Origin of the sequence: uncultured Acidovorax sp., assembly GCF_964021665.1 — a bacterium.
Classification (GTDB): domain Bacteria; phylum Pseudomonadota; class Gammaproteobacteria; order Burkholderiales; family Burkholderiaceae_C; genus Acidovorax; species Acidovorax temperans.
The window spans coordinates 34406-49813 of record NZ_CAXIAK010000011.1 but is presented as its reverse complement, the minus strand read 5'-3'; the positions used below and the strand labels follow the sequence as shown (position 1 = coordinate 49813).

Below are 15408 nucleotides of genomic sequence, written 5' to 3'. Positions count from 1 at the left end.
ACGCGCCCGACATGGCGCGGTTCAGGCGCGTGGTGAGGGCGGCGCCTCGCCCACCAGGGGTTGCGCCAGCCGGGCACCGTCTTGCGCCCAGAAGGTGGTGTCGGCTTGCTCAATGCGGCGCAGTGCATTGCACATGTGTTCGGTGGCCGCGTTGCGGGCCCCACGCGCATCGCCAGATTCAATGGCCCGCACGATCTGCTCGTGTTCCTGCGTCACTGCCTGTGCGAAGTCAGAGCGCCGCGCCTCGTTGGCCCGGGTGACGCGGGTGGCGCCTTGAAGAAACCGGGCCAGATAGTCCAGCGTGCTGATCAAAAAAGGATTGCCCGCTGCGCGGGCGATGGCGCGGTGAAATTCCACGTCTTCCTCGGCCCCGTCGCGCCCGGCTTGCACGGCGTCGCTGATGCGCTGCATGGCATCGCGAATGGCCTGCACATCGGCTTCACTGCGGCGTTGCGCTGCCAGTTCGGCCACTTCAGACTCCAGCGCGCGACGCACTTCCACAATTTGCATGACCGCCTCGCGCGATGCGGCGTGGGGCAGGTCAAAGTGCAGGGGCTCAATGCCCGGCGCTTTGACGTAAACGCCGCTGCCCTGGCGTGAATCCACCAGGCCCAGCGATTTGAGGCGCGAAATCGCCTCGCGCACCACGGTGCGGCTGACCTGGAACTGCTGCGCGAGTGCTGCCTCCGTAGGAAGCTTCTCCGACGCCTGAATGCGACCCGCGCGGATTTCGGTCTCCAGCGTGCTGGCAACCTGGTCGGCCAGTTTGAGGCTGGGTTTGACGGCGGAGAAGGGGGACGACATGGCGTGAGCGGGAGGGTGGTCAAAGGCGCTGTAGTAGCGTGCTGTGGACTGTACCGCAGGGGCGTGTGGCGGATGCGTCTCCTGAGTGCTAGTTTGTCTACTTCGGCGCCGTACAGGAGTCGTCCAGCCGCGCCATGCCTGCCAATTTTTGCAGGCTGCTGCGCTTTTCAAGGCAGGTCTGGTATTGGGCTTCTGCGGCTTTTTGCTGTGCGGCGCGTGCAGCGTTGGCGCGCTCGGCCTGCAGTTGGGCGACGCGTTCGCGGATCTGGGGCATCACAGCCAAGGCGGCTTTTTCGCCTTCCAGGATGGCGTTGGTGCGTTGGCTGAAATCGGCCGAGCCAATGTCCAGCACCTGGGGCCGGATGATGACGTCGGCCCGTGCCAGTTCGGCTTGGCCGAGCTTCTGACCCATGATGGCGATCGACTGGCCCAGCGTGCCCAGCATGTCGCCCGGCGTCTGGCCCCGCGCCTTGTTGGAGATGTCCACGGCAATCACGATGTCGGCGCCCAGCTGGCGCGCGGCATCCACCGGCACGGGGCTGACGATGCCGCCGTCCACAAAGTGGTACTTGCCGATGGTGACGGGCTGGAACACGCCGGGCACGCTGCTCGATGCGCGCACGGCCTGGCCGGTGTTGCCGCGTGCAAACACGGTGCGCTCGCCGTCTTCCAGCCGCGTGGCTACGACCACAAAAGGCTTGGCCATCTGCTCCAGTGGCTTGCGGCGTACCTGCTCGTTCACATAGTCTTCGAGCTTCTGGCCCAGCACCAGGCCGCCGGACGAGAGCTGCAGGTCGCGGATCTTGGCCTCGTCCAGCGCCACGGCTTTTTCCTGCATTTCAAAGGCGTTCATGCCACTGGCGTAGAGCGCGCCCACCACGCTGCCTGCGCTGGTGCCCGATACCACCGCAGGCGCAAAGCCGTTGGCCTCCAGCATCTTGATGACGCCAATGTGCGCGAAACCCTTGGCTGCGCCACCGCCCAGGGCGATGCCGATGCGGACAGGGGGAGCGGAGGAGGAAAGAACAGGCTGCATCACCGCGTCGGGCCGGGCGGGGGTGGTGCCGCCACATCCAGCCAGCGACAGGGCTGCCAGCATGGTTACGCTGGCAAGGGTGGCCAGCGGGTGGAAAAAAGCGGTCAAGCGCATGCCAGGCGGTCCTGCGGTGCAACGGGGCGCGAAGTATAGCGGCGGCGTTGCTCCCACACCGTGGGTGGCGCTGTTTGCTCCTGAAAATGTAGCTGTCAGCGCTTTATGGATAAGCGCTGGGTGGCATTTTCGGTGAGTTTTTGAAAACCGCCCGTGCAAACTCACTCGCCTTGCGAGCCCCGGTGCGCCCACCCTGTGGTGCGCTTTTCGATCCAGCTGAACAGCTCGTACATCACCATGGCCATGGCGCCCACCACCATCAGGCCCGCAAAGGCCAGACCCATCTGCATGGACGAGCCCGCGCTGATCAGCAGGTAGCCGATGCCTTCGTTCGCTGCGGTCATCTCCGACACCGTCGTACCCACAAAAGCCAGCGTGATGGCGACCTTGAGCGAGCCGTAGAAGTACGGCATGGAACGCGGCAGGCCCACCTTGGTCAGCACGTCCCAGCGCTTGGCGCCCAGCACGCGCAGCACGTCTTCCAGCTCGGGCTCCAGCGTGGCCAGGCCCGTGGCGATGTTGACCATGATGGGAAAGAAGCTGATGAGAAACGCCGTAAGGATGGCCGGGCCGACGCCAATGCCGAACCACACCACCAGGATGGGCACAAAGGCGGCCTTGGGCAGCGCGTTGAAGGCCGTCATCAGCGGGTAGACGGCGGCATAGGCGATGCGCGAGCTGCCGATCACAAAGCCCAGCAGCACACCCACGACGATGGCGATGCCGAAGCCCGCCATGGTGACCCAGAAGGTGCGCCAGGCATGGCCCGCGATGACGCCGCTGAACTCCACCAGCTGCACGCCGATGGCCCAGGGGCTGGGGAACAGGTATTCAGGGATGCTGAAGGCCGAGCAGATGATTTGCCACAGCAGGATGGTGGCGACGAGCAGGATCCATGGGGACCAGCGCTCCACGGTTTTCTTGTGCATGGGGACGAGGCGCTTTCTTTGTTCTTATTGCTGGATGGGCGCGCCTGCTTTTCGCAGCGCCCCGATGTGGCCGCGCAGCTCGTGCACGATGTCGGTGAACTCCTTGGTGTAGGTCACTTCCAGGTCGCGCGGGCGGGGCAGCTCGATTTCTTTGCGCACCACAAACCGGCCGGGGCTCTTGCTCATCACATAGACCGTGTCTGCCAGGAAGACCGACTCGCGCAGGTCGTGCGTGACCAGGATCACGTTGAACTGCTGCTCGGTCCACAGGTCGCGCAGGATGCACCACAGCTCTTCGCGCGTGAAGGCATCCAGCGCGCCAAACGGCTCGTCCAGCAGCAGCATCTTGGGCTCGTGGATCAGCGCGCGGCAGATGCTGGCGCGCTGCTGCATGCCGCCCGACAGCTGCCAGGGGAACTTGTCCTCGTAGCCTGCGAGCCCCACCTTCTGCAGCAGCTTGCGGGCGCGCTCTTCGTATTCCTTGCGCTTTTGCTTGAAACTGCTGCGGTAGGGCTCGACGATTTCGAGCGGCAGCAGCACGTTGTCGACCGTGGTGCGCCAAGGCAGTAGCGAGGGTGCCTGAAACGCCATGCCCGAGACCTTGAGCGGCCCCGTCACCGGCTGCCCGTCGATGAGGATCTTGCCCATCGATGGCATCTTCAACCCCGTGGCCAGCTTCATGAAGGTGGACTTGCCGCAGCCCGAAGGGCCAACGATGGCGATGAACTCGCCACGCCGCACCTGCAGGTCGATGGCCTCCACCGCAAACTGGTTCTTGGCACGCAGCTCGTCGTTGTAGGCGAGCCAGACATCGCGGAAGTCCACAAAATAGGAATCGGCAGCCTGCATGGAAGGTCGTTCTTTTTTAAATGAAAATGGCTGCTAGCGCTTTTATATCAAGCGCTGGCAGCTATCAAATTGATAGTTTTACTTCTTCGCCAGGATGTTGAGTTCCGCCGTGCTGGGCAGGAAGCTGGGGTTCCACACGTCGTCGGCGTTGACGCGCGTCTTGGTGTTGAACGCGTCCGACACCTGCGATGCCATCAGCGACAGGCGGCCGGGCACGGCCTTGCCAAAGCCCTCTGCGCGCGCGTCGGGGCTGTTGATGACGGTGTCGATGGCCAGTTGCAGGCGGCGGGTTTCGAGCGGCACGTTCACGATGCCATCGCGCGCCTTTACATGCTCGATGGCGGCTGCGGGGTTGGCGATGACTTCCTTGGCGCCCTTGGCAAAGGCCGACAGGAACGCTTTGATGGCGGCAGGGTTCTCCTTGATGAGCTTGGGAGACGCGATGATCACGTTGCCATAGAGCTTCACGCCGAAGTCGGCATAGGGCAGCACCACCACGTCGGCGGCCTTGGCGCCACGGGCTTCCAGGTTGAGCAGCGAGGTGAAGGTGAAGCCGGTGATGGCGTCCACGTCGCCGCGCACCAGCATGGTTTCGCGCAGGGGCGGATCCATGGCGGTCCAGGTCACGGCGCCAATGCCGTTGGCCTTCTGGAAGATGGGGAACGCGCGGCGGCCTGCGTCAAACACGGGGGCGCCCAGCTTCTTGCCGGCCAGGTCGGCGGGCTTGGTGATGCCGCTCTTCTTGAGCGCCATGACCGATGCGGGCGTGTTGTTGTAGACCATCATCACCGCCACGGGCTTGTTCTGCGCGTCGGGGTTGTTGGCATGGAACTCCATCACCGCGGCCAGGTCGGCAAAGCCCATGTCGTAGGTGCCCGATGCCACGCGTTGCACCGCGCCGCCCGAGCCGTTGCCCGCGTCCACCGTCACGTCCAGGCCTGCGGCCTTGAAGTAGCCCTTGGCCACGGGTTGCAGGAACAGCGCCGCAGGGCCTTCAAAACGCCAATCCAGCTGAAACTTGATGGGCGTGCTCTGCGCATGCGCCACGGGCAATGCGCTGGCCAGCGCCAGTGCCGCTGCGGTGTGCATGAATGTTCTTTTTTTCATGGGATAGCTCCTGGCGGATGCCAAATAAAAAACAGAAGAAAAAGGCAGTCATGCCTTGGCTGTACAAGCCATCCAGCAAAAAAGATGCCCGCTTTCAAGCGCGCTGTCGGGTTTTTGCAAGGGCGGCGCGGCACGGCAAACCATTCCTCACCGAAGTGGTGCGCCCAGGCATGCAGTGTTTCCCGCAATGGTGCGTGCGCGGTGGCAACGGATTGGAATCAACGCGCAGATGGGTGCACGGCCGCAGCGGTGCAACGAAGTCGCAGCATCCAAAAAAACAGGGCATGGCATCGCAGATCACAGGCGTTGCTGGTCGGTGCTTCTGGGGATGGATGCGCAGCCCGTTGCACTTCAGCCCGAAGGCTTGCGTCTTCGGGTTTTCAAAGAGCCACGAGAGGGCTCACCCATGCCACACCTGACCGGGTTTTTCTTGACAACGTGCACTGGCGCACCATGCCCGACGTGGCGCGGGATCCAGGGTGGCCACGATGCAGGACGGCGACATCCTGTTGGGCGGCCGCTGGCAGCGTAAAAAGCGCCTGCTGGGCTTTAGCGGGGCGCAGCTGACGGCTGCGTTGGCCAGGCGCTGGCGCTTTCCTGATTCGATCGTGCGTGCGCTGGAAACTGCTGAAGACCCCGTGGCCGCTGTGCCGTGTTGTCGCCTGGGCGGCATCGTGCATGTGGCCATGCTGCTGGCCGAGATTGGGCTGGAGGAGCCCAAGTCCCCCGCCGACACCATTGCCAGCCTGCGTGAGGAAATCAAGCGGGCGCTGCAATTGGACTCGGCCTGGCTGGCCGAACATCTGCCGCCGGTGGCGGACTTTGTGGATGTGTCTGTGCGCTGACGCAGGCCTGGCAAAGACCTGCGTATCGATACACCCAAAAAGAAAGGCCCCTCGGGGCCTTTCTTGTGTCAGAGCCTGAGCGAATCAGGCGGCGCGCGCCGCAGCGCTGGCCACGGCCAGGGCCGTCATGTTGAACACGCGGCGCACGGTGGCGGCCGGCGTCAGGATGTAGGCCGCAGCCGCCGCACCCATCAGGATCGGGCCCACCGTCACACCGCCGCTGGTGGTGGTCTTGAGCACGTTGTAGAGGATGTTGGCTGCGTCAATGTTCGGGCAGATCAGCAGGTTGGCCGAGCCGCTGAGCGTGGAATCTGCCATGTACGCGTTGCGGATGCCTGGCTCCAGCGCGGCGTCACCGTGCAGTTCGCCGTCGCATTCGATCTCGGGGTGGGCCGCCACGAACAGGTCGCGTGCTTCACGCATCTTGCGGGCCGAGGCGCGCTTGGACGAACCGTAGCTCGAATGCGACAGGAACGCCACCTTGGGTGGCAGGCCAAAGCGCTGCACTTCCTGCACCGACATCCAGGCAATGTCGGCCAGCTCCTGCGCCGTGGGGTCTTCGTTCACGTAGGTGTCTGCAATGAACAGGGTGCCGTTGCGGTCCGTCATCAACGCGTTCAGCGCGGCGTAGTTGGTGGCGCCGGGGGCATGGCCCAGGATGTTGCGGATGCGCTCCAGGTGGGTTTCATAGGTGCCCACCAGGCCGCAGATCATGGCGTCGGCATCGCCCAGCTTCACCATCAGCGAGGCGATGATGGTGTTGGAGCGGCGCACGGCCGCCTTGGCCACCTCGGGTGTGGCGCCTTCGCGCTTCATGAGCTGGTGGTAGGTTTCCCAATACTGGCGGAAGCGTGGATCGTCTTCGGGGTTGCACACTTCCACATCCTTGCCGATCTGCATGCGCAGGCCAGCCTTTTCAATGCGGGCGGCAATGACGGCAGGGCGGCCGATGAGGATGGGGTGGGCAATCTTGTCGTCGATGGCCAGCTGCGCTGCACGCAGGGCGCGCTCGTCTTCGCCGTCGGCATAGGCCACACGCTTTTTCGCATCGGGCAGGGCCTTTGCGGCGGTGATCACGGGGCGCATGAGCATGCCGGTTTGGTAAACAAAGCGCGACAGGCTTTCCTTGTAGGCCTCCATGTCTTCGATGGGGCGCGTGGCCACACCGGATTCGGCCGCAGCCTTGGCCACCGCAGGCGCGATCTTGAGGATCAGGCGCGAGTCAAACGGTGTGGGGATCAGGTAGTCGGGGCCAAAGGTCAGCTCCTTGCCTGCATACGCGTTGGCCACCTCTTCGCTGATGTCGGCCTTGGCGAGGTCGGCAATCTGGCGCACGCAGGCCAGCTTCATGGCTTCGGTGATCTTGGTGGCGCCGCAGTCCAGCGCGCCACGGAAGATGTACGGGAAGCACAGCACGTTGTTCACCTGGTTCGGGTAGTCCGAACGGCCTGTGGCAATGATGCAATCGGGCCGCACGGCCTTGGCCAGCTCGGGGCGGATTTCTGGCTCGGGGTTGGCCAGCGCCAGGATGATGGGCCTCTCGGCCATCGTCTTGACCATCTCGGCCGTCAGCACGCCGGGGGCAGAGCAGCCCAGGAACACATCCGCACCGTTAACAGCGTCAGCCAGCGTACGGGCGTCGGTCTTCTGTGCGTATTGGGCTTTGGACTCGTCCAGACCACCGGGGCGGCCTTCGTAGATCACGCCCTTGGAGTCGCACACGAAAATGTTTTCGCGCTTCACGCCCAGGCCCACCATCACATTCAGGCAGGCAATGGCGGCGGCACCGGCGCCAGAGACGGCTACCTTTACGTCGCCAATTTGCTTGCCCACCAGCTCCAGGCCGTTGAGCAGCGCGGCGCTGCTGATGATGGCCGTGCCGTGCTGGTCGTCATGGAACACCGGAATGTTCATGCGCTTGCTCAGCTCGCGCTCGATGTAGAAGCACTCGGGGGCCTTGATGTCTTCGAGGTTGATGCCGCCGAGCGTGGGCTCCAGGCTGGCAATGATCTCGATGAGCTTGTCGGGGTCGCGCTCGGCCAGTTCAATGTCAAACACGTCCACACCGGCAAACTTTTTGAACAGGCAGCCCTTGCCTTCCATCACCGGCTTGCCGGCCAGCGGGCCGATGTCGCCCAGGCCCAGCACGGCGGTGCCGTTGGTGATCACGCCCACGAGGTTGCCGCGCGAGGTGTAGTCAAACGCCTTGGAAGGGTCGGCCTGGATGTCCAGGCAGGGGTAGGCTACGCCGGGCGAATAAGCCAGGGACAGGTCGCGCTGGTTGGACAGCGGCTTGGTGGGAGTGACGGAAATCTTGCCCCGGCTGGGGTTGCGGTGGTATTCACGCGCGGCATCGCGCAGGGCTTGTTCGGCGGCGGACAGATTCTGGGTCATACGAAAAAGTGGGAGGCTTTCACGAAATTCAGCGGCAGGCGCAAGGGCGCCATGCCTCGAAGCGGTATCGGTTCATTCACAGGCCGCGTCGGGCCCTCGGATGGTGTGCAAGGCCTGCACCCAAGGAGAGCGCCGCAGCGGTCACATCAGTCTGCCTCGGTCAGGCGGGTCCGCAGGTGTGCGGCCAGCCTGGCGAGGTGCCCGCAACGCACAGGTCAAGCGGCGGGCAGGGTCCCTGCGGTGGACTACAGGGCAGGGTTTTGGACTGCGATGGCCCACAGGATAACCCGATTGCCGGGCAACCTGAATGAATTCTGACTAACCCATTGGTATCAGAGGGGCTGGGTGTGGAGGGCCATCGCGCGGCGCGCGACACACCCACATTCGCTGGCTTTTAGACCAGCAGGTCGCTCAGTGCCCTTGCGATGACCTTGGTGGCCCGGCGCAGGTCTTCCAGCTGCAGCCGTTCGTCGGCGCGCTTGGCGTGCGATTCCAGCACGGTGCGTGGCCCCGCGCCGTAGATCACGCCGGGAATGCCGCGCTCCACATACAGGCGCACATCGGTGTACAGCGGTGTGCCCACGGCGGGCACGGGTTCGCCGATCACGGCCTGGGCGTGCTTCTGGATCGCATCGACCAGTGGCTGGTTGCCCGCCAGCGGCGTCATGGCATTGGCCAGCAGCAGGCGTTTGATCTCGACACTGAGGCCAGCACGCTCGGCTGTTGCCTGCGTGATGGTGTGGCGAATGGCGGCTTCCACCTCCACAGGGTTCTCCTCGGGGATCATGCGGCGGTCAAGTTTGAAGCTGACCTTGCCCGGCACCACGTTGGTGTTGGTGCCGCCTTCGATGCGGCCCACGTTCAGGTACGGGTGTTTGATGCCTGCGACGTTGGAGGTGATCTTCTTGTATTCATCGTTTTGTGCATACAGCGCATTCAGGATGTGCACCGCGCCCTGCAGCGCGTCCACGCCGGTGTGCGGCACGGCGGCATGGGCCATCTTGCCATGTACGGTCACTTCCATCTGCAGGCAACCGTTGTGGGCGGTGACCACTTCGTAGCTGAAGCCTGCCGCAATCATCAGGTCGGGCTGGGTCAGGCCCTTTTTCAGCAGCCAGCCCGGGCCCAGCTCGCCACCAAATTCTTCGTCGTAGGTGAAGTGCAGCTCCACCGCGCCTTGCGCGGGGCGCGCCACGGCTTCCAGCGCGCGCACCGCGAAGGTGAAGCTCGCGAAGTCGCTTTTGCTCACGGCGGTGGCGCGGCCATACATGGCGCCATTGACGATCTCGGCGCCGTAGGGGTCGTGCGTCCAGCCTTCGCCGGGCGGCACCACGTCGCCGTGGGCGTTCAGGGCAATGGTCTTGCCGCCTGTGCCGTAGGGTCTGCGCACGATCAGGTTGGTGATGGATTCCATGCCGTAGGCCTGCACGTCGGCAGCGGGCACGGCGTGCTTTTCGGCGTCAAAGCCAAAGTCTTTCAGCAGCTCGGCCGTGCGTTCAGCGTGGGGGGCGTTGTTGCCGGGCGGTGTGTCAGTGGGCACGCGCACCAAGGCCTGCAAAAAGCGCACTTCCTCGTCAAAGTGCTGGTCAATCCAGGCGTCGAGCGCGTCGTAGGAGGCCTGTGGGGTCATGGTTGGGTTTCCTCGGCAAGCTGGTGCAGCACCTGGGTGAAGGCGTCCACCGTGAGCTGGATGTCGTTGTTGGTGGTGGATTCGAGCGGGTTGTGGCTGATGCCGGAGTTCTGCCCGCGCGTGAACAGCATGGCCTGCGGCATGATTTCGTGCAGCTTCATCGCGTCGTGCCCCGCGCCGCTGGGCATGCGGAACACGGGCACGCCCAGGGCGTCCACGGCGCGCTCCCAGTGGTGCTGCAGGGCCGGGGCGCTGGGCGCGGCAGCGGCGCGCATCGATTCTTCAATCGTGTAGCGCAAGCCGCGCCGCTGGGCGATTTTGGCCAGTTCGTCCAGCACGTCGGTCACCATCGCATCGCGCTGGGCGTCGGTGGGGGCGCGCAGGTCCAATGAAAACAGGCAGCGGCCGGGCACCACGTTGATGGAGCCACTGGGCACATTCAAGAGGCCGATGGTGCCCACCGAATCGCCGTCTTTCGCAGCGCGCTGCTCCACATACAGCGCCAACTCGGCCACGGCCACGGCGGCATCACGGCGTCGGTCCATGGGCGTGGTACCCGCGTGGCTGGCAGTGCCAATCATTTCGCAGAGGTAGCGCACGCCGCCGTTGATGGACGTGACCACGCCCAGGGGCAGATCCAGTTCATTGAGCACCGGGCCCTGCTCGATGTGCACTTCGATGAAGCCCAGGTACTGCGCCGGGTCGCGCTGCAGCTTGGCAATGTCGTCCAGGCGCAGGCCCGCGTGCTGCATGGCATCACGCATGGTCACGCCGTTGGCGTCTTTCTGCTCCAGCCATGCAGGGTTGAAGTGGCCGATGAGCGCGCCCGAGCCGAGGAAGGTGGCCTTGTAGCGCTGGCCTTCTTCTTCCGCGAACGCCACCACCTCGATGCCGAACGGCAGGCGCTTGCCAGCACGGTGCAGCTCGCGCACGCAGGCCAGGGGCACGAAAATGCCCAGGCGCCCGTCGTATTTGCCGCCGTTGCGCACCGTGTCGTAGTGGCTGCCGGTCATCAGGTAGCGTGCGCCTGGCGCGGCCGGGTAGTAGCGCCCCACCACGTTGCCCACGGCGTCTATCTCCACCCTGTCAAAGCCACATTCGCGCATGCGCTGTGCAATGTCACGGCCGCAGGCGCGGTGCGCGTCGGTGAGGTACGTCACCGTGAGCTGGCCCTTTTCGGCAAAGCCGGGGTCAGAGTGCCGGGCCAGCGCTTCGTGCCAGTCCCACACATCGTTGCCCAGCACTGGCTCGGCAGCGAACTTGTCGTTCAGGCGAATCTCGGCAATGCGGTGGATGTTGCGCAGGGCCTCAGTCAGCTCAAATTCGGGGTGGTTGTCCAGCCGCCGTGCAAAGGTGTCGATGATTTCCTGCTTGGAGAGACCCGTGCCGCGCGGCCCGCGCACGGCCAGGATGAACGGGAAGCCAAAGCGCTCGTTGTACGCCGCGTTGAGCTGCTGAATGCGCTCGAACTCCTCGGGCGTGCATTCGGTGAGGCCTGCCTTGCTTTGCTCGTTGGTGGATTCAGCCGTGAGGCTTTTCGCCACCATGGCCTTGCCCGCCAGTTCGGGGTGGGCACGAATCAGGCCAAGCTGGGCGTCCAGCTTGGCCGTACGCACCACCTGCGCCAGCGCATGCTTCAGGTGCGCCAGTGAGCGAAAGGGCCTTTGTGCCAGCGCTTGCTCGGCAATCCAGGGGGAGTGTTCGTACAGCCCTTCCAGCAGCGCCAGCGCTTCGGCGGGGCTGGCGGCGTTGAGTTGTTCCAGAGTCAGTGGCATGGTGGTTGCTTCAAAAAAGTGAGCGGCTGGCGCTTATTGAATGGGCGCTGGAGGCCGATTTGGTTCATAAAACCGGGGCGGGGTGGTGCTGTGCCCAATGGCGGGCAATGTCGATGCGCCGGGCCACCCACACCTGGTCGTGCTGGGCAATGTGGTCCAGAAAACGCTGCAGCGCCGTGATGCGGCCGGGCCGGCCCAGCAGGCGGCAGTGCATGCCGATGCTCATCATCTTGGGCGCGTTGTCGCCAGCCGGGTCACCCTCGGCATACAGCGCGTCAAACGTGTCTTTCAGGTACTGAAAGAACGGGTCGGCGTGCGAATAGCCCTGCGGCAGGGCAAAGCGCATGTCGTTGCAGTCCAGCGTGTAGGGCACGATGAGCTGGGGCACCACGCTGCCGTCGGTCTTCTTCACCTTCATCCAGAAGGGCAGGTCGTCGCCGTAGTAGTCGCTGTCGTAAGCAAAGCCGCCGTAGTCGGCCACCAGGCGGTGGGTGTTGGGGCTGTCGCGGCCGGTGTACCAGCCCAGGGGCCGTTCACCCGTCATGCGCTGGATGATGTCCATCGCCTCGTGCATGTGGGCGCGCTCCACATCCTCGGGCACGTTCTGGTAGTGAATCCACTTGAGGCCGTGGCAGGCGATCTCGTGGCCCAGTTCCACGAAGGCAGCCGTCAGCTCGGGGTGGCGCTGCAGCGCCGTGGAGACGCCAAACACCGTCAGCGGTAGCTGGCGCTTTTCAAACTCGCGCAGGATGCGCCACACGCCTGCCCGCGAGCCGTATTCGTAGATGCCCTCCATGCTCATGTGCCGATCAGGGTAGCTGGCCGGGTTGAACATTTCCGACAAAAACTGTTCGCTGCCCGCATCGCCGTGCAGCGTGGCGTTCTCGCCGCCTTCCTCGTAGTTCAGCACAAACTGCACCGCAATGCGGGCACCGCCAGGCCACTGGGCGTGGGGCGGGTTTTTGCCGTAGCCAATCAGGTCGCGGGGGTAGGGGGCGGTGGCGTCGTAGATCATGGCGTCAGGGGCATGGAATGGGGTCAAGACAGGGCCAGCGAGAGATCGTTGACCGGTGGCTGGCGGTCAAACGTCAGACTTTCTTCCACATGCAGCAAATGTGCCTGCATGAGCTGCACGGCCCGCTCTTCGTCCTTGGCGCCCAGGGCCTTGACGATCTGGGCGTGCTCTTCGTGCGAGTGCGCGGCGGCGCTGGCGCTTTGGTACATCAGCGTGATGAGCGAGCAGCGCGAGATCAGATCGCCCAGCATCTGCGCCAGCACCTGGTTGCCCATCAGCTCGGCCATGCGCACATGAAAGTCGCCCAGCAGCTCGGTGCGCTCAGGCGCGTCGCCCTGGGCCACGGCCTGCTTTTCGCGGCCCACATGCTCACGCAGTGCGCGCAGTTTGGCGGGGGTGACCTGGCGCATGAAGGCGCGCACCATTTCGGCTTCGAGCATGCGGCGCACGGCGAACACCTGGCGCGCCTCGTCGGCCGAGGGGGCAGCCACAAAGGCACCCCGCGCGGGCTCCAGCCGCACCAGACGGTTTTGCGACAACTGGAACAGCGCCTGCCGCACCAGCGTGCGCGACACGCCAAAGTGGTCGGCCAGCTTTTGCTCGGCCAGCTTGGTGCCCGGCTGCAGGCGGTGCTCGACGATGGCGCGGGTCAGGCGCGCAGCGATGAGGCTGGTGGTCGAGTTGTCCATGCGCCGCATGATAGCGGCAAGCGGTGTTTTGTATACAGTTTTGGTGGACGATTGGCGCGCTCAGTGCCCTGGCGAGCTGGTGGCAAAGCGTTCTGCCAGAAAGTCTACAAACGCGCGCACGCGCGCTGCTGTCTGGTGGCGTTGGGGGTAAATGGCGTAGATGTCCGCCGGAGGTGTCTGGTGGTCTGCCAGCACCTGAACCAGGCGGCCACTGCGCAGGTAGCGGGCCACGTCCCATTCGGCCCGCATCACGATGCCGTGGCCATCCAGCGCCCAGTTCACGGCGATCTCGCCGTCGTTGGTGCTCAGTGCGCCCCGCACCTTCACCACTTCGGTCTTGCGCCCGGCCGTCAGCCGCCACTGGCCATAGGCATCGTCGCCCTGGCGGATGCCTATGCAGTCATGCCGTGCCAGGTCGCTGGGCAACTTGGGGGTGCCCCGGCGCTCCAGGTAGGCGGGTGCTGCGCACAGCAGGCGCCGGTTGGGTGCAATGCGGCGTGCAATCACACGGGCGTCGGGCGGCTCGCCAAAGCGGATGCACACGTCAAACGCATCGGCGGCTAGCGGTGGTGGGTCTACCGAAAGTTGCAGTTGCACCTGCACCAGTGGGTGCTGGCGCACAAAATCTGAAATCAGCGGCGCAATGTGGCTACGCCCAAAGCCCAGCGTGGCGTTCACGCGCAGCAGGCCTTGCGGCGTGGCCAGGGTGCGCGAAACCAGCTGCTCCATGTCGTCAATCTCGGCCAGGATGCGCCGTGCATGCTGCAGGTAGGTCTCGCCCTCGGGCGTCAGGCTCACGCGGCGGGTTGTGCGGTTGACCAGTTGCACACCCAGGCGCGTTTCCATCTGTGCCAGCCTTTTGCTGACGGCGGGCGTGGTCACATTCAGCTCGCGTGCTGTGGCCGAGAAGCTGCCGCAACGCGCCAGGAGGCTGAAAAAGCCCATCTCCGAGGGGGCCGACAAAGGTGTGCTCATTGTTTCTTTGAAGTTAACAATAGGATAACTTGAAGTATGGTTTTGTGAATGCGAAGCCGGTAGATTTGTCTTCGTCCGGCGCACCCGTGGCGCGCCACCCATCTACAGGAGACAGGTTTCATGACGAGCAAGACGTACCGCATTGCGTGCATTCCCGGTGACGGCATTGGCAAAGAGGTGATTCCCGCAGGGCAAGAGGTGCTGCAGGCCCTGGCCGCATCACAGCCCGGCCTGGGGTTTGAATTCACCAGCTACGGCTGGGGCGGCGACTGGTACCGCGCCCATGGCGAGATGATGCCCGCTGATGGGCTGGCGCAATTGCGGGACAAGGACGCCATCCTGTTCGGCTCGGCGGGCGATCCGCACATCCCCGACCACATCACGCTGTGGGGCCTGCGCCTGAAGATTTGCCAGGGGTTTGACCAGTACGCCAACGTGCGGCCCACCCGCATCCTGCCCGGCATTGATGCACCCCTCAAGCGCTGCGCGCCCAAAGACCTGGACTGGGTCATCGTGCGCGAAAACTCCGAGGGCGAATACGCCGGTGTGGGCGGCCGCGCCCACCAGGGCCACCCCATCGAGGTGGCCACCGACCTGAGCGTGATGACCCGCGCCGGGGTGGAACGCATCATGCGCTACGCCTTCCGCCTGGCCCAGTCGCGGCCCCGCAAGCTGCTCACCGTCATCACCAAGAGCAACGCCCAGCGCCACGCCATGGTGATGTGGGACGAGATTGCGCTGCAAATCGGCCAGGAGTTTCCTGATGTGAAGTGGGACAAGGAGCTGGTGGACGCAGCCACCGCCCGGATGGTCAACCGCCCCGCCACGCTCGACACCATCGTCGCTACCAACCTGCATGCCGACATCCTCTCGGACCTGGCCGCTGCACTCGCGGGTAGCCTGGGCATTGCGCCCACCGGCAACATTGACCCCGAGCGCCGCTACCCCAGCATGTTCGAGCCCATCCACGGCTCTGCCTTTGACATCATGGGCAAGGGCCTGGCCAACCCCGTGGGTACGTTTTGGAGTTGCGTGATGCTGCTCGAACATCTGGGCGAGTACGCCGCCGCAAAGCGCCTGATGGCTGCCATCGAGCAAGTCACTGCCGATGCCACCTTGCACACCGGCGACCTGGGCGGCAAAGCGACTACAGGGCAGGTAACCCGTGCTGTGTGCGAGCGACTGGCCACCGCAGCCTGATTCCTCTTGCATCCATTCCCCCCGCCAATACGCTCCCGACAAGAGG

At 64.5% G+C, this 15408-nt stretch carries 14 protein-coding genes; 3 read left to right on the top strand and 11 right to left on the bottom strand.

Annotation, left to right across the window (positions count from 1 at the left end; genetic code table 11):
* Positions 1 to 21: 21 nt before the first annotated feature.
* The 5 genes from AADJ04_RS04200 to AADJ04_RS04180 all read right to left on the bottom strand — a co-directional run bounded on the left by AADJ04_RS04200 (position 22) and on the right by AADJ04_RS04180 (position 4839).
* Positions 22 to 804, bottom strand: a complete 783-nt coding sequence (locus AADJ04_RS04200) for a FadR/GntR family transcriptional regulator (RefSeq protein WP_341238853.1) — start codon at positions 802 to 804, stop codon at positions 22 to 24.
* A 97-nt stretch (positions 805 to 901) separates the two neighbouring features.
* Positions 902 to 1954, bottom strand: a complete 1053-nt coding sequence (locus tag AADJ04_RS04195; protein WP_341238852.1) for a patatin-like phospholipase family protein — start codon at positions 1952 to 1954, stop codon at positions 902 to 904.
* Positions 1955 to 2115: 161 nt separating this feature from the next.
* The gene (locus tag AADJ04_RS04190) at positions 2116 to 2883 is read right to left on the bottom strand and encodes an ABC transporter permease (protein ID WP_060986854.1); all 768 of its coding nucleotides are present in this window, start codon (positions 2881 to 2883) and stop codon (positions 2116 to 2118) included.
* 24 nt (positions 2884 to 2907) lie between these two features.
* Positions 2908 to 3732, bottom strand: a complete 825-nt coding sequence (locus AADJ04_RS04185; RefSeq protein ID WP_341238851.1) for an ABC transporter ATP-binding protein — start codon at positions 3730 to 3732, stop codon at positions 2908 to 2910.
* A 78-nt stretch (positions 3733 to 3810) separates the two neighbouring features.
* Positions 3811 to 4839, bottom strand: coding sequence for an ABC transporter substrate-binding protein (locus AADJ04_RS04180; RefSeq protein WP_341238850.1), 1029 nt, complete (start codon positions 4837 to 4839; stop codon positions 3811 to 3813).
* Here AADJ04_RS04180 and AADJ04_RS04175 point away from each other — a divergent pair.
* Entirely contained in the window at positions 4824 to 5258 is a 435-nt protein-coding gene (locus tag AADJ04_RS04175) for a hypothetical protein (protein WP_341238849.1), read from the top strand. The two genes, AADJ04_RS04180 and AADJ04_RS04175, sit on opposite strands and share 16 nt — an antisense overlap.
* A gap of 69 nt (positions 5259 to 5327) precedes the next feature.
* The gene (locus AADJ04_RS04170; RefSeq protein ID WP_341238848.1) at positions 5328 to 5684 is read left to right on the top strand and encodes an HDOD domain-containing protein; all 357 of its coding nucleotides are present in this window, start codon (positions 5328 to 5330) and stop codon (positions 5682 to 5684) included.
* A gap of 84 nt (positions 5685 to 5768) precedes the next feature.
* Here AADJ04_RS04170 and AADJ04_RS04165 read toward each other — a convergent pair whose 3' ends face one another.
* The 6 genes from AADJ04_RS04165 to AADJ04_RS04140 all read right to left on the bottom strand — a co-directional run bounded on the left by AADJ04_RS04165 (position 5769) and on the right by AADJ04_RS04140 (position 14162).
* Positions 5769 to 8078 (bottom strand): NADP-dependent malic enzyme, encoded by a 2310-nt coding sequence (locus AADJ04_RS04165; protein ID WP_066698611.1) that lies wholly within the window; start codon positions 8076 to 8078, stop codon positions 5769 to 5771.
* A 394-nt stretch (positions 8079 to 8472) separates the two neighbouring features.
* Positions 8473 to 9708, bottom strand: a complete 1236-nt coding sequence (locus AADJ04_RS04160) for an ArgE/DapE family deacylase (RefSeq protein WP_341238847.1) — start codon at positions 9706 to 9708, stop codon at positions 8473 to 8475.
* Complete coding sequence (uraD, locus tag AADJ04_RS04155; RefSeq protein WP_341238846.1) at positions 9705 to 11483, bottom strand: 2-oxo-4-hydroxy-4-carboxy-5-ureidoimidazoline decarboxylase; 1779 nt, start codon at positions 11481 to 11483, stop codon at positions 9705 to 9707. Before uraD ends, AADJ04_RS04160 begins: the two co-directional genes overlap by 4 nt.
* 64 nt (positions 11484 to 11547) lie before the next feature.
* A complete protein-coding gene (gene puuE / locus AADJ04_RS04150) occupies positions 11548 to 12498 on the bottom strand; it encodes an allantoinase PuuE (RefSeq protein WP_341238845.1) in 951 nt (316 codons plus the stop codon).
* 23 nt (positions 12499 to 12521) lie between these two features.
* A complete protein-coding gene (locus AADJ04_RS04145; RefSeq protein WP_341238844.1) occupies positions 12522 to 13187 on the bottom strand; it encodes a GntR family transcriptional regulator in 666 nt (221 codons plus the stop codon).
* 60 nt (positions 13188 to 13247) lie between these two features.
* The gene (locus tag AADJ04_RS04140) at positions 13248 to 14162 is read right to left on the bottom strand and encodes a LysR family transcriptional regulator (RefSeq protein ID WP_341238843.1); all 915 of its coding nucleotides are present in this window, start codon (positions 14160 to 14162) and stop codon (positions 13248 to 13250) included.
* Positions 14163 to 14282: 120 nt separating this feature from the next.
* Between AADJ04_RS04140 and AADJ04_RS04135 the strand changes: the two genes are divergently transcribed.
* Positions 14283 to 15362, top strand: coding sequence for a tartrate dehydrogenase (locus AADJ04_RS04135; RefSeq protein ID WP_341238842.1), 1080 nt, complete (start codon positions 14283 to 14285; stop codon positions 15360 to 15362).
* The last annotated feature ends 46 nt before the right edge of the window (positions 15363 to 15408 follow it).

Bases quoted from the DNA above. Each gene is read 5' to 3' on its own strand.
- AADJ04_RS04160 (WP_341238847.1), bottom strand. From the start codon at position 9,708: ATGACCCCACAGGCCTCCTACGACGCGCTCGACGCCTGGATTGACCAG.
- AADJ04_RS04170 (WP_341238848.1), top strand. From the start codon at position 5,328: ATGCAGGACGGCGACATCCTGTTGGGCGGCCGCTGGCAGCGTAAAAAG.
- AADJ04_RS04190 (WP_060986854.1), bottom strand. From the start codon at position 2,883: ATGCACAAGAAAACCGTGGAGCGCTGGTCCCCATGGATCCTGCTCGTC.
- AADJ04_RS04145 (WP_341238844.1), bottom strand. From the start codon at position 13,187: ATGGACAACTCGACCACCAGCCTCATCGCTGCGCGCCTGACCCGCGCC.
- AADJ04_RS04185 (WP_341238851.1), bottom strand. From the start codon at position 3,732: ATGCAGGCTGCCGATTCCTATTTTGTGGACTTCCGCGATGTCTGGCTC.
- AADJ04_RS04175 (WP_341238849.1), top strand. From the start codon at position 4,824: ATGTTCTTTTTTTCATGGGATAGCTCCTGGCGGATGCCAAATAAAAAA.
- AADJ04_RS04165 (WP_066698611.1), bottom strand. From the start codon at position 8,078: ATGACCCAGAATCTGTCCGCCGCCGAACAAGCCCTGCGCGATGCCGCG.
- AADJ04_RS04140 (WP_341238843.1), bottom strand. From the start codon at position 14,162: ATGAGCACACCTTTGTCGGCCCCCTCGGAGATGGGCTTTTTCAGCCTC.
- puuE (WP_341238845.1), bottom strand. From the start codon at position 12,498: ATGATCTACGACGCCACCGCCCCCTACCCCCGCGACCTGATTGGCTAC.
- AADJ04_RS04195 (WP_341238852.1), bottom strand. From the start codon at position 1,954: ATGCGCTTGACCGCTTTTTTCCACCCGCTGGCCACCCTTGCCAGCGTA.
- AADJ04_RS04180 (WP_341238850.1), bottom strand. From the start codon at position 4,839: ATGAAAAAAAGAACATTCATGCACACCGCAGCGGCACTGGCGCTGGCC.
- AADJ04_RS04135 (WP_341238842.1), top strand. From the start codon at position 14,283: ATGACGAGCAAGACGTACCGCATTGCGTGCATTCCCGGTGACGGCATT.
- uraD (WP_341238846.1), bottom strand. From the start codon at position 11,483: ATGCCACTGACTCTGGAACAACTCAACGCCGCCAGCCCCGCCGAAGCG.
- AADJ04_RS04200 (WP_341238853.1), bottom strand. From the start codon at position 804: ATGTCGTCCCCCTTCTCCGCCGTCAAACCCAGCCTCAAACTGGCCGAC.